Origin of the sequence: Pseudomonas azotoformans (assembly GCF_900103345.1) — a bacterium.
Lineage (GTDB): Bacteria > Pseudomonadota > Gammaproteobacteria > Pseudomonadales > Pseudomonadaceae > Aquipseudomonas > Aquipseudomonas azotoformans.
Genome location: NZ_LT629702.1, coordinates 3,829,377 through 3,841,371, shown reverse-complemented (window position 1 = coordinate 3,841,371; position 11,995 = coordinate 3,829,377). Strand labels below are relative to the sequence as shown.

The 11,995-nt window shown below is 60.1% G+C and carries 11 protein-coding genes; 5 read left to right on the top strand and 6 right to left on the bottom strand.

Annotated elements, in window-relative coordinates; genetic code table 11:
* Positions 1 to 69: 69 nt before the first annotated feature.
* Positions 70 to 558: a DUF3015 domain-containing protein gene (locus tag BLR69_RS17295; RefSeq protein ID WP_015885974.1), complete on the bottom strand. Its 489-nt coding sequence runs from the start codon at positions 556 to 558 to the stop codon at positions 70 to 72.
* A gap of 267 nt (positions 559 to 825) precedes the next feature.
* Between BLR69_RS17295 and BLR69_RS17290 the strand changes: the two genes are divergently transcribed.
* Both BLR69_RS17290 and BLR69_RS17285 read left to right on the top strand, forming a co-directional pair.
* Positions 826 to 3,264 (top strand): Lon protease family protein, encoded by a 2,439-nt coding sequence (locus BLR69_RS17290; protein WP_071493606.1) that lies wholly within the window; start codon positions 826 to 828, stop codon positions 3,262 to 3,264.
* A gap of 365 nt (positions 3,265 to 3,629) precedes the next feature.
* On the top strand, positions 3,630 to 3,938 hold the full coding sequence (locus BLR69_RS17285; protein ID WP_058427690.1) for a PA4575 family protein: 309 nt from the start codon (positions 3,630 to 3,632) through the stop codon (positions 3,936 to 3,938).
* 3 nt (positions 3,939 to 3,941) lie between these two features.
* On the opposite strand, the gene BLR69_RS17280 is transcribed toward BLR69_RS17285, so the two are convergent.
* Complete coding sequence (locus BLR69_RS17280) at positions 3,942 to 5,765, bottom strand: hypothetical protein (RefSeq protein ID WP_083365815.1); 1,824 nt, start codon at positions 5,763 to 5,765, stop codon at positions 3,942 to 3,944.
* A 166-nt stretch (positions 5,766 to 5,931) separates the two neighbouring features.
* Here BLR69_RS17280 and BLR69_RS17275 point away from each other — a divergent pair, with 166 nt between their 5' ends.
* Positions 5,932 to 6,420: a TIGR00645 family protein gene (locus BLR69_RS17275; RefSeq protein WP_016976786.1), complete on the top strand. Its 489-nt coding sequence runs from the start codon at positions 5,932 to 5,934 to the stop codon at positions 6,418 to 6,420.
* A gap of 15 nt (positions 6,421 to 6,435) precedes the next feature.
* On the opposite strand, the gene BLR69_RS17270 is transcribed toward BLR69_RS17275, so the two are convergent.
* From BLR69_RS17270 to BLR69_RS17255, 4 genes are all read right to left on the bottom strand, one after another.
* Entirely contained in the window at positions 6,436 to 7,869 is a 1,434-nt protein-coding gene (locus tag BLR69_RS17270) for an ArnT family glycosyltransferase (RefSeq protein WP_071493605.1), read from the bottom strand.
* A 115-nt stretch (positions 7,870 to 7,984) separates the two neighbouring features.
* Positions 7,985 to 9,010, bottom strand: coding sequence for a hypothetical protein (locus BLR69_RS17265; RefSeq protein ID WP_071493604.1), 1,026 nt, complete (start codon positions 9,008 to 9,010; stop codon positions 7,985 to 7,987).
* Between the two features lie 92 nt (positions 9,011 to 9,102).
* Positions 9,103 to 9,510 carry a PIN-like domain-containing protein gene (locus BLR69_RS17260; protein ID WP_071493603.1) on the bottom strand — a complete coding sequence of 136 codons (408 nt, stop codon included), beginning with the start codon at positions 9,508 to 9,510 and terminating at the stop codon, positions 9,103 to 9,105.
* A complete protein-coding gene (locus BLR69_RS17255) occupies positions 9,507 to 10,094 on the bottom strand; it encodes a DUF433 domain-containing protein (protein ID WP_172832157.1) in 588 nt (195 codons plus the stop codon). Before BLR69_RS17255 ends, BLR69_RS17260 begins: the two co-directional genes overlap by 4 nt.
* 406 nt (positions 10,095 to 10,500) lie before the next feature.
* Here BLR69_RS17255 and BLR69_RS17250 point away from each other — a divergent pair, with 406 nt between their 5' ends.
* Positions 10,501 to 11,010, top strand: coding sequence for a sigma-70 family RNA polymerase sigma factor (locus BLR69_RS17250; protein WP_071493601.1), 510 nt, complete (start codon positions 10,501 to 10,503; stop codon positions 11,008 to 11,010).
* Positions 11,007 to 11,975, top strand: coding sequence for a DUF4880 domain-containing protein (locus BLR69_RS17245; protein WP_071493600.1), 969 nt, complete (start codon positions 11,007 to 11,009; stop codon positions 11,973 to 11,975). Before BLR69_RS17250 ends, BLR69_RS17245 begins: the two co-directional genes overlap by 4 nt.
* The last annotated feature ends 20 nt before the right edge of the window (positions 11,976 to 11,995 follow it).

Sequence of the window (11,995 nt, the reverse complement as noted above, 5' to 3'; positions counted from 1 at the left end):
ATAAAGACCCAAGGAGGAGGCGGGTCCAAAAATAAAACCCGCGCCTTGGTAGGCGCGGGCTGGTCGAGCTTAAGCCTGGGTAGCGTATTTCGCCAGACGGGCATCGCTTTTCAGTACAGCAATGGTGTTGTTGTGCACGTCGTCAGCGGTCACGTCAGCCTTGCTGAAGATCTGCTGGAAGTGCTCGTGGGTCACGGCCGCGAAGTGCTCGCGATCTTCCGGCGCCACGCCCAGTACCACGGCGTAGGTGGTCAGTGCTTCGCCATTACCCTTGGCCATGTCTTCGGACAGCTCGTTCATCATGCCATTCATGGCAATCCACGATTTGCCGCCGTAAGTCAGGGCGCTGTTGGTGCTGCAACCGTTGGTGCCCGAGGTCATGCCGAAAGTGGCGTTACCCGAAGTACCGTTGGTGGTGGAAGCCAGGAAGTGAGCTGGAGTGCCGCGCTGGCCTTCAAACAACATGTTGCCCCAACCACAGTTCGGGCCACCTGGTGCTTCTGCCATTGCATTGAGGGAGACGACGGTGAAGAGAGTACCGAGAAGGATCCGTTTCATAGCTTTGTTCTCTTTGTGTGCAAACCAATGGACAAGGGTTCAGGCGCGTCGCAGCGCCCTAGGGGCCAGTTATTAGTCCAACCCGCGCAATTTGGAGTTTAGGCACGTTCCAAGGGTTCCGTGCATTTTTATAAAACAGTGAGTGATGACGCGATATTTTTGCAGGACGCGTCCCGTGTCTATGCTTTCCCACAGGCGCGCCTTGCCAGAGCGCGTAACCGGGAGCCAGAATGCCGTCATCTGCCCCGCCTGATGTAAGGAAGCCCGATGCCTGATCCTGTTGCTGCCAGCTTGCGTCTAGCGCCCGAAGCGCTGACTCGCCCTTTCTCCGCTGAACAGTTCAGCTTCTCGACCACCAATGATTTGGAGCCCTTTCGCGGTGTGCTTGGCCAGGAACGCGCGGTTGAAGCGTTGCAGTTCGGTGTGGCCATGCCACGCCCCGGTTACAACGTGTTTGTCATGGGCGAGCCGGGCACCGGCCGCTTTTCGTTCGTCAAACGCTACCTGAAGGCCGAAGGCAAACGCCTGCAGACCCCGTCGGACTGGGTCTACGTGAATAATTTCGATGAGCCTCGTGAACCCCGCGCCCTGGAATTGCCCGGCGGCGCTGCGGCGGCGTTCATCAACGACATCAACGGTCTGGTCGACAACCTTGTCGCGACCTTCCCGGCGGTGTTCGAGCACCCCACTTATCAACAGCGCAAAAGCGCCATCGACCGCGCCTTCAACCAGCGCTACGACAAGGCCCTGGACGTGATCGAACGCCTGGCCCTGGAAAAGGACGTGGCGCTTTACCGCGACAGCTCCAACATTGCCTTCACGCCGATGCTCGATGGCAAGGCGTTGGACGAAGCTGAGTTCTCGCAGCTGCCGGAAGCCGACCGCGAGCGGTTCCACACGGATATTTCCGAGCTGGAAGAGCGCCTCAACGAAGAACTGGCGAGCCTGCCGCAGTGGAAGCGTGAGTCGAACAACCAACTGCGCCAGTTCAACGAAGAAACCATCACCCTGGCCCTGCAGCCTTTGCTTGCACCACTGTCGGAAAAGTACGCGGAAAATGCGGCCGTCTGCGGTTACCTGCAAGCCATGCAGGTGTACTTGCTCAAGACCGTGGTCGAGCAACTGGTGGACGACGCCAAGACCGACGCCCAGGCGCGCAAGCTGCTCGAAGAGCAGTACTGCCCAAGCCTGGTGGTCGGCCATCCGGTCAACGGTGGTGCACCTGTGGTGTTTGAACCGCACCCGACCTACGACAACCTGTTCGGCCGTATCGAATACAGCACCGACCAGGGCGCGCTCTACACCACCTATCGCCAGCTGCGCCCGGGCGCGTTGCACCGTGCCAACGGCGGTTTCCTGATTCTTGAAGCCGAAAAAATGCTCAGCGAGCCGTTCGTGTGGGACGCCCTCAAGCGCTCCCTGCAATCGCGCAAGTTGAAGATGGAGTCGCCGCTGGGCGAACTGGGCCGCCTGGCCACCGTGACGCTCAACCCGCAGATGATCCCGTTGCAGGTCAAGGTGATCATCATCGGTTCGCGCCAGTTGTACTACGCGTTGCAGGACGCCGATCCGGACTTCCAGGAGATGTTCCGCGTACTGGTGGACTTCGACGAAGACATCCCGATGGTCGACGAAAGCCTGGAGCAGTTCGCCCAATTGCTGAAAACCCGCACGTCGGAAGAAGGCATGGCGCCGTTGACCTCGGATGCGGTGGCGCGCCTGGCGACTTACAGCGCACGGTTGGCGGAGCACCAGGGGCGCTTGTCGGCGCGCATTGGTGACTTGTTCCAACTGGTCAGCGAGGCGGATTTCATCCGTCACCTGGCCGGCGACGAAATGACCGATGCCGGGCATATCGAACGCGCCCTCAAGGCCAAGGCCACGCGTACCGGGCGCGTGTCGGCGCGGATTCTCGACGACATGCTCGCCGGGGTGATCCTGATCGACACCGCCGGTGCGGCGGTGGGCAAGTGCAACGGGCTGACGGTGCTGGAGGTGGGCGATTCGGCATTCGGTGTGCCAGCGCGGATTTCCGCCACGGTGTACCCGGGCGGCAGCGGTATTGTCGACATTGAGCGTGAGGTCAACCTCGGCCAGCCGATCCACTCCAAGGGTGTGATGATCCTCACCGGTTACCTGGGCAGCCGTTATGCCCAGGAATTCCCGCTGGCGATCTCGGCGAGCATCGCGCTGGAGCAGTCCTATGGTTATGTGGACGGCGACAGCGCCTCCCTTGGCGAGGCGTGCACCTTGATCTCGGCCTTGTCGAAAACCCCGCTCAAGCAGTGCTTCGCCATCACCGGCTCCATCAACCAGTTTGGTGAAGTGCAGGCGGTGGGCGGGGTCAACGAGAAGATCGAAGGCTTCTTCCGCCTCTGCGAAGCGCGCGGTTTGACCGGTGAACAGGGCGCGATCATTCCCCAGGCCAACGTCGCTACGCTGATGCTTGATGAGAAGGTGCTGCAAGCCGTGCGTGCCGGGCAGTTCCATATCTATGCCGTGCGCCAGGCGGACGAGGCGTTGAGCCTGTTGGTGGGCGAGCCTGCCGGTGAGCCGGATGCCGAAGGGCAGTTCCCGGAAGGCTCGGTGAATGCGCGGGTAGTGGAGCGCCTGCGGGTGATTGCTGAGATGATCAGCGAGGATGACCTGAAGGAGGCGGAAAAGGAGTTGGCGCAGGAGGCGTTGGCGCAAGCCAAGCCCACCTGATGTCGACGTGAATCGTGGCGAGCGGGCTTGTTCTGGCGAGCGGGCTTGTTGTGGTGAGCGGGCTTGCCCCGCGTTGGGCTGCGAAGCAGCCCCAAAACCAGACAATTCAATCTCACTGGCACACCGCGGCGGTCCTATTGGGGCTGCTGCGCAGCCCAACGCGGGGCAAGCCCGCTCGCCACAGACAGGGTAAAACCGTCATGAATTTGGCGCGACTGTAGGGCCAACGCCCGTTGGTCCCTACAACCTTGGTTTGTCGTGGTTTTCTTCTATTCTGTGCTCAAGGGATATCCACAGGAGTCGCTGGATAGAAACAGCCTCGCCCCAGGCGCAGGTTGAACACCGATCTACCGAGGGTCGCCGCCATGCCGCGCAACCTTTGCCTTACCCGCCAGTGCTTTGGCCTGGTCACCCGTATCGAATGTTCGATTCGCCCTCTTGCGGGGGATAACGGGATGTGGACCTTGTTGTTTGCCGCCGGAATGACCGGTGAACAGCCTTCCACCATCAAGTCCCAAGGCCCGTTCCCCGGGCCCTTCGTCGCGGAAAACATGCTGGAGTCCATCGTCGACAGCCTGACGCAGCACGGCTACGAGAAAGCGGGCGACCCGCAGATCTGGTGCCTGCACATGCAGGCCCATCTGCGACAGCTTAATGGTGACACCCAGCACTGATCGCTATTTGCCCTCGGGCTTGTCGAGCTTGACCTCGAAACCGTATTGCACGGTGCTCAGGTCGGTGCGCTGGTAGCTTTCCAGGGCGGTCGGCTGGCCGTAGAAGTAATGCACGTCAAACATTGCCGTGCCGTACTCCTCGGCGCGGTGGCTGACGTCGAGGATTTCCTTGAGGTAGTTGCCGCTGGCGTCCTTGGCGTAGAAGCGCCAGCTGTCGGCGGGGAAGGCCTTCTGGTCGACGATCAGCGCGTTGTCCTTGAGCGACAGCCCTTTGGGCAGCTTGGCCACGTCGATTTCGGCTTTGTCGATGGTCGCCAGGAACAGCGGGATCGAGCCCACCACATACGCCGGGTTTTCCGGGAACAGGTTCAGGTCGTAGGTGAGGGTGCCGCGTGCCGGGTTCAATTCAAACGCCTCGGCGGGCAGCTCGATCGGCTCACCGCGCTCGCCTTTTTCATCGGCGGTGAAGAAGGTCACCGGCGACTCGCTGCTGTTGCGCTCGCTGCCCACCAGGTCGTCATTGAAGGTGAACGGGTGGTCGAACACGATGTGCGCGGCGCTGGCGTCTTCGACCGACTGGCTGATGGTGACGCTGTTTTTCAGCTGGTCCTCGGTCATGCTCGCGTCTTTGAGCCAGCTGGCGGCGCCGTCGTCATACACGGTGACTGGCATCGGCAGGGCCTGGACAGTGTGCTGCAGGCTGTTCTTGTCGAAGCGCATCACTGGCAGATCGAGGTCTTTGCGCGTGCGAGTGGCGGTGGAGAAATCCAGCACGTTGACCTGCAGGTTGTCGATCACGCCATTGAAATACACCTTGGCGTAATGGCTGCTTTGTTTGTGTTCGAAGGCTTTCTGCTCATCGGTGAGCTGTTTTTCGAACGCCTCCGACCAGGCCTTCTGCTTTTGCATCTCGGCCAGTTGTTTCTCGTAGAACGCCACCTGGGCGCTGCTTTCGTTGATCGAGCCGGAGCGGGTAAGGAATTGCCCGGTGTTGTCGCGTGCTTGTACCAGCAGCGGGTTGGGCGATTCGTCGCCGACTTCAGGCGCCAGCGGTTGGCTGTTGGTCAGCTCGATCTCGGCGTAGTTTTTTTCCAGGAGCAGCAGGTTGAGGGTGATGTTGCCCTCGGTGCGCTTGTGGCCCACGTCTTTTTTCGACAGGTCAAAGGTCAACACCTTGCCCGGCGCGACCACTTCCACCGTGCCCTTGAGGCTGACGGGCTGTGGCTGGCTCTTGTTTTCCGTCTCGATGCCGTCGATGAACGGGTAGGTCACCGTCAGGTCGTCGGGGTTGGTCAGGTTGGAGCTGCTGGGGCTCAGCTGGATGCCCGGATCGGTTTCCGACCATTCCGGCTGGAAGGGGATGACCTTGTTGTTGCTCAAGGTCACCGACTGCCACTCCAGGCCATGGGGAAAGGGGAACTGGTCAGGCATGTTGAAGCTGAACGGGAACACCGGCTGCAAGTCGGTCAGGTAGTCGGAGTGCGAGGTCTTGCGCAGTACGAACAGGCCATTGATGTAGGTGTCCACCAGCGCCTGGGGCGTGGGGTAGTGCTTGAGCAGGGCCAGGGTGTCTTCGCCGTACTCGGCTTCGATGGGCTTGCTGGCGAGTTTGACCCGCGCCCGCTCCAGCAGCAGCAGCGAACCGCCCAGGTCGGCGACGGCGTCACGCAGCTTGGGGTCCTGGATGCTGTCCAGGGAGTGTTCGAACTTTGCGGTTTTCTCTTCGAGGGTGGTCTGCTTCTGCTCGTCGCTGGGGGAGCAGCCGCCAGCCAGCAGCAATGCCGTGCACAGGCCGATACTGGCCAAAGGGGATCGCACATCCATCATCTGAGTTTTTCCTGTCCGACGTCATCGAGCCGAGTTGTTATTGGGCTCGACACTAGCAGAAAAATTCTCTTACAGATGCCGCACAGGTCAGTTTTCTCGTGGTTACAGGTGTCTTATAGCGGCTGGTATACTCGCCGCCATTTCTAGCCAAGCTGTGTGAGATTCAATGGAACGCTTTATCGAAAATGCTATGTATGCCTCGCGCTGGCTGCTGGCGCCGATCTATTTCGGCTTGTCCCTGGGGTTGCTGGCGCTGGCGCTGAAATTCTTCCAGGAAGTGATTCACCTGCTGCCGAGCGTGTTCTCGATGGCCGAGTCCGAGCTGATCCTGGTGCTGCTGTCGTTGATCGACATGGCCCTGGTTGGCGGCTTGCTGGTGATGGTGATGATTTCCGGCTACGAGAACTTCGTCTCGCAGCTGGATATCGATGAGAGCAAAGAGAAGCTCAACTGGCTGGGCACCATGGACTCTTCATCGCTGAAGATGAAAGTGGCGGCCTCCATCGTGGCGATTTCGTCGATCCACTTGCTGCGCATCTTCATGGACGCCAAGAACGTCGATCCGCAGCATCTGATGTGGTACGTGATCATCCACATGACCTTCGTGATCTCGGCGTTTGCCATGGGTTACCTGGACAAGGTCACCAAGCACTGATGCCCCGTGCCGGCCTTACTGCTCCACGAAGTAGTAAGGCTGGCGATTGATCGCCATTTCCTTGACCACCTTCACCGGGGTGGTCAGGTCGTTGGTATGGTCCAGCAATGCAACGTTGCCGGGCTTGGCGCCGAGGTAGCTGTGCAGCTCGGCCTCGGTTTGCAGGATCGGCAAGTAGGCCTGCAGATAGAACACGCTGGCCCCGGCGATGCGCTCGTTGGGCTGGAACAGCACCACTTCCTTGCCTTCATCCTTGAACGCCTGAACCTGGCTGATCACCGGGACGAACGACTGACGCACGTCCGCTTTGGGCGCAAACCAGAACGCGGCGATCAGGTAGCAGCCTATGGCCAGGGTGAAAACGCCACCCACGATGGTTTTGTGATGCGTGTAAAGCGCAGGTTTGTGGGCTTTCAGCCATTCCAGCAGCACCCGTGCATACTCCGCGGCCAGTACGGCTGCGGCTGGGGTGAGGGCCATCAGGTACACCGTGCGCTTGCTCGACGCCAGGGTCAGCAGGGTAAATTGCGCCACCAGCCAGACGCTGAAGAACAGGCGGTAGCGGTTGCGCACCAGGGTTTTACGGAAGTGCCACAGGCCCAGGTACACCAGGATGTTCCAGGGCAGGAATGCCTCCGGCAGCTTGGCGATGTAGTAGTAGAACGGCTCGTAATGGCCCGCCTCGACAAACGAACCGCTGAACCGGCCGACACTGTTGGTCAACAGCACTTCGGCCACCGCTTGCATGCCGCCGCGCTGGTAAAGAAAGCCCAGCCAGATCACCAATGGCACCAGCGCCAGCAAGGTGAACAGCGCGGGCTTGAGCCAGTCGCCAAGGCGCAGGCGCTTGTCCATGACGCTGGTACTGGCCAGGTACACAAAAATCACAATGCCTGGCATCGCCAGGCCCAGCACGCCTTTGCTGAGGGTGGCGATCACCATCCCGGCGGTAAACAGTGCCCATGCGCCGGTGCTTGACCCTTCACGATCGGGTCGCACGGCCTGGTAAAACGCCAGCAGCGCAGTGGTTACGCCGAGGGTGAGCAGCGAATCCTCACCCACACCTCGGGCATTGCTCCAATAACTGGCCATGGTCGCCAGGATCAGCGCCGCGCTGAACGCCAGCGTCTGCGGTCGGCAGAACTTGCGCAGCATTGTGTAAAGCAGCATCACGCTGAACAACCCGGCAAACGCCGACGCCAGGCGCACCGCCCAGGTGGTGCCGCCAAACAGGCGAATCGCCCCGGCATCGATCCACAGGCTCAGGGGTGGTTTTTCCAGGAAGGGTTCACGAAACAACTGGGGCACCACCCAGTTATTGTCCAGGTGCATGGCCATGGCGATCCCGGCCACGCGGGCTTCGGTGGAACCTTGCAACTCGTGGTTACCCAGCGCAAAGAAGAACAACAGACCAGCAAGCAGGAACAGCAGGGGAACGGGACGCGTCATGAATGTGGCTACCAGGGCAGGAGGACCGTCCGGGGGAACGGTCATTGCAATGGGCTAGTATCCGTCGGCGTTTCTGAATATTTCGTGAACGAATGTGGGTTTTTTGTAAGGTAGGTCACGGCGCCATCAAGCTGGGCAGTGCGGCTTTACCTTGCGGGGTCAGCACAGGCTCCAATTGCTCCCAGGTAAAGCTCAGTTCGTTATCGCAGCCATCGCCCTGGGCGGGTGTCGACAGTTGCAGGCCCTGGGTGTTGAAGCTCAAGTCGAACGAGGAATAACTGGTCACGGCCGGGCACCCTTCGTCCGTGGTGGTCTGCTTGGCCAGCCAGGTGCTGAAAGCGGCCGGCAGTTTGACCTGACCCGAGTAGGGCGTGTCCCATTGCTCATGGCCGCCCAACCACGTCCAGGGGTCGACCTTGTCACCGGTTTGCAGGTTCCAACTGTGCAGGCCCCAACTGATGCCTCCCCGCCCGTAGCCCGCCGACCAGCGATAGAAACGCACGGTGATCCATTGCGATGACCAGTAGAACGGTTCCACCGCGATCTCGCTGGTGGTGGTGCCGCCGCTCTGGTCCAGTGAGTTGCGCCGCTCCCTGTAGAAATCGGCCTGGCCGTCCGGGTTGATGGCCATGCGCGCGAGCTCGCGGTTGATCTTGTCGATGGCCGCACCGTCGCCTTCGAGTTTCAGGATGACCTGGCCCCCTTGGGTCTTCACTTGATAGGCGTGTTCGGCGAAGGTTTTTCGCTCGACCTTTACCGCGGGTGGCACGGCTTCAAGCGCATTGTTATAGGCATCGCTGGCGCAACCGTCGGTGTCCGCGCGTTTGAGCATCAGCGCCAGGCTTTTACCGCCGAGGGTTTTGCTCCAGGTGCCGGTCAGCGTGTCGCCCTGCGGCTCATCCAACTGCCAGAACCCGGTTTGCCCTTCCTCGGCCCACGGCTCACTGGCGTTGGCTTGAGTGAGCTGAATGGGCGTCAGGATGCGTTGGTAGTAGTAACTGCCATTGGCGCCGTGGGCACCGTTGAAACACGCGGTGATCGCGGACTTGCCCAAGGTGCCAGTCCAGACACCGGCCAGGTCGGCGGCGTTTGCAAGCAGAGGGGCGCAGGCAAGGGTGAGGATGGCGAGTGGCTTGAGCACGGGTATCGGACTTCCGGGTGTCTGATAGAAGGCGTCAGGGTAATGGGAAGTGCGGAGGGATTCCAGACAGGGACTATTTTGCGCTGAAGGCTTTACATCTTTATCTGGTCAAATTTACCCGGCGCAGAAAAACGCCACGGCACGCTGAACGCGGCGCCTCCCCTTATCAACGCTGATTGCTTCATGATTGCCGGCCACCAGCGAACAAGATTGTGTGCCTTATTCCAGTAGGTCTCGCTGCTCCAATGTTTCGCCAGGCAAAAAATGGGCAGCCCGCAGTCTCGGAATGCCTGTTTTTCAGCATGCCCTTTGGTAAATCGATCTTGAGAGATAACAACCCAGTCGCCTTCATCGCGAAGCACTGATATCCAGGAAATGTCACTCGCACTCTGAGGGAATTTATCCTTGAGTGGGACTACGCCATGCTCATGGACGTGTGAAAGCTCATTCAAGGCTCGCGCTAGCGCAGGTGGCAGGTTGTGGTCCAGAAGGAAGTTCAAGCCGCATGCCTTTGTTCGAAGTCGATAGCGGCCTTTACAGCAGATGTGGGGATCTCATAGAGCAGGGCAATACGTTTCGTATCCTGTCCTTCCGCCTCATAAGCACTGAACAGTGCGGCTGTGTCGATACCGGCCCCCGTCAGTACTGGTTTCCCGAAATTTCTGGCGGGGTCCAGGACGATTGCCTTGCTGCGTTTTATCGGATACCAGCGTTGGGCAGAACCCTTGCCGGTGTAGTCGATCCCTTCGTACAACGATGGGCTGATCACCTGCTTGAACGCGTACTGTTTTTTGATCAGGTCCAGCAGTGTCTCGTCGCCTGTTTCATCCAGAACAGTGGCGAAAATGTTGCGGCCGTCTGTTTGGAAGCGTTTGTAGGTAAATGGATAGGATTGGCCAAACAGTTCAGAGGCTTGCCAAGAGGCGCAGCGAATGGCTTGCAAGCTCACTCCATGCTGACGAAATGCGTGCACGAAGCGGATTTCGAGCAGGTCGTGGAAACTGAGTATGCAATCGTTCACATCCCTGAGTTCCGATTGCCAGAGGCCCGGATGATGAATGCCATTGGCACGATAGCCAAACAACCATCTACGAATATCTGACGCAGGAATGCCGGTGTAGAGCGACGCTTCACTGGGTGTATAGAGACCAACGCCCACTAGGGGGCTGGGCGACATGATGCTTTGCATGAACGGCCTCCTTGTCGTGAGTTGGCGTGCTGGAGTGTGCGTGCTCAAGTGATCGCGTTCAATCATCGGCAGACGAGCAGTCGTTTGAAGCGTATTCGAGCAATTCAATCCGCGCCAGTTCATCCCAGTCGCGCCAACCTGCAGGACTTTTCCGGCGGCCTACGTCGGCGCAAGTAGCCCATGTCGATAATCCGTGACAGCTAAACACCTTCCTAAAGCAGGGAAGAAACTCCTAACCCGTCTCTAATGAGAAGTATTATCATGTGTGACTTTCCTTAGCCGTCCCCTGGATATCACACCGATGGCCTCACCTTCTTCTGCCCATCAGGTCGTGGGCGAACTCTACGCCCAGCACCACAGCTGGGTGGTGCAGTTGCTGCGGCGCAAGTTGGGGGCTCAGGAGCAGGCTTTGGATCTGGCACAGGACACCTTTGTGCGGATCCTGAGCAGCGGCAGCGTGCCGGTTTTTCGTGAGCCGCGAGCCTACCTTACGACTGTCGCCAGCCGTTTATGCGGGCAATACTTCCGTCGCCAGGCGTTGGAGCGAGCGTATGAACAGTCGCTGATGATCCTGGAGCCCGAACACATGCCGTCGCCGGAAACCCGTTTGCTGGTGCTTGAGGCGTTAGACGCCGTCGGCCAGGTGCTGGACGGGTTGGGCAGCAAGGTGCGCGAGATCTTCCTGCTGTCCCAGTTGGATGGCCTGACTTATCCACAGATCGCCGAGCACATGGACCTCAGCGTGAATGTGGTGCAAAAAGCCATGCTTAAAGCCTATCGCCATTGCTACCTGGCGGTTTACGCGGCATGAACCGTTTCAAGCCCGCCAATAATCAGCCTCTGGACGAGCACGTGTTGGAACAGGCGCTGAACTGGATGGTCGCGCTGCAATCGGGCACCTGCGGCGCCGCCGAGCAGCAGGCTTGCCAGCAGTGGCGCAACGATAACCCGCAACATGAGTTGGCCTGGCAGCGTTTGGCTGGGCTCAGCCGCGACATGCGCCTCCACACGCACACATTGCCCGCGCCCAGCGCCCGCCAATTGTTGCGTGCACGCAGTGTTCCGTCGCGGCGCACCGTGCTCAAGGGCCTCGCCGGCCTGAGCGTGGCCACCGCCGTTGGCCTGAGTGTGCGCGAGCGGGCGCTGTTGCCGGAGCTGTTCAGCGATTACCACACCGCTACCGGGGAGAGACGGCACCTGCGCCTGGCCAATGCCGGGGAATTGCAGTTGGATACGCGCACCGCTGTGGATATCCGTGGCGCCCACTTGGCGCTGAACCTCGGTCGGCTGCTGTTGACCACAGGCCCGCGCGCCGACATTGCGGTCCAGACTGCCAATGGCTGGGTACGGCCTGCGGCACTCTCACAGATCATCATCAGCCATGACCTGCTTCGCCAGCAGGGTACGCAGGTGCAGATGCTCTCGGGCAGCGCCTCTGTCGAGCCGTTGCACGGTGCCAGCACGCAACTCGGTTTGGGCCAGCAGTTGACCTTCAATCGTCTCCAGAGCAGTCAGCCGGCAGCCATGCCATCCACCGCCGACGCCTGGACCCAGGGCCTGTTGATCGCCGAGCGCATGCCGCTCGGCGCAGTACTCGAAGAACTCGACCGCTACCGGCGTGGCGTGCTGCGCTGCGACCCTGCGGTGGCGAGTTTGCAGGTGTCAGGTTCGTTCTCGCTGGACCAGCCCGAAGCCAGCCTCGACCTGCTGGCCAAGGTGTTGCCCGTGCGCGTGCAGCGGGTGTTTGGCTACCTGGCGACCGTCGTGCCCGCCTGACCGAAAAATAGTGTTCACCG

Bases quoted from the DNA above. Each gene is read 5' to 3' on its own strand.
- BLR69_RS17250 (WP_071493601.1), top strand. From the start codon at position 10,501: ATGGCCTCACCTTCTTCTGCCCATCAGGTCGTGGGCGAACTCTACGCC.
- BLR69_RS17285 (WP_058427690.1), top strand. From the start codon at position 3,630: ATGCCGCGCAACCTTTGCCTTACCCGCCAGTGCTTTGGCCTGGTCACC.
- BLR69_RS17295 (WP_015885974.1), bottom strand. From the start codon at position 558: ATGAAACGGATCCTTCTCGGTACTCTCTTCACCGTCGTCTCCCTCAAT.
- BLR69_RS17270 (WP_071493605.1), bottom strand. From the start codon at position 7,869: ATGACGCGTCCCGTTCCCCTGCTGTTCCTGCTTGCTGGTCTGTTGTTC.
- BLR69_RS17290 (WP_071493606.1), top strand. From the start codon at position 826: ATGCCTGATCCTGTTGCTGCCAGCTTGCGTCTAGCGCCCGAAGCGCTG.
- BLR69_RS17280 (WP_083365815.1), bottom strand. From the start codon at position 5,765: ATGATGGATGTGCGATCCCCTTTGGCCAGTATCGGCCTGTGCACGGCA.
- BLR69_RS17275 (WP_016976786.1), top strand. From the start codon at position 5,932: ATGGAACGCTTTATCGAAAATGCTATGTATGCCTCGCGCTGGCTGCTG.
- BLR69_RS17245 (WP_071493600.1), top strand. From the start codon at position 11,007: ATGAACCGTTTCAAGCCCGCCAATAATCAGCCTCTGGACGAGCACGTG.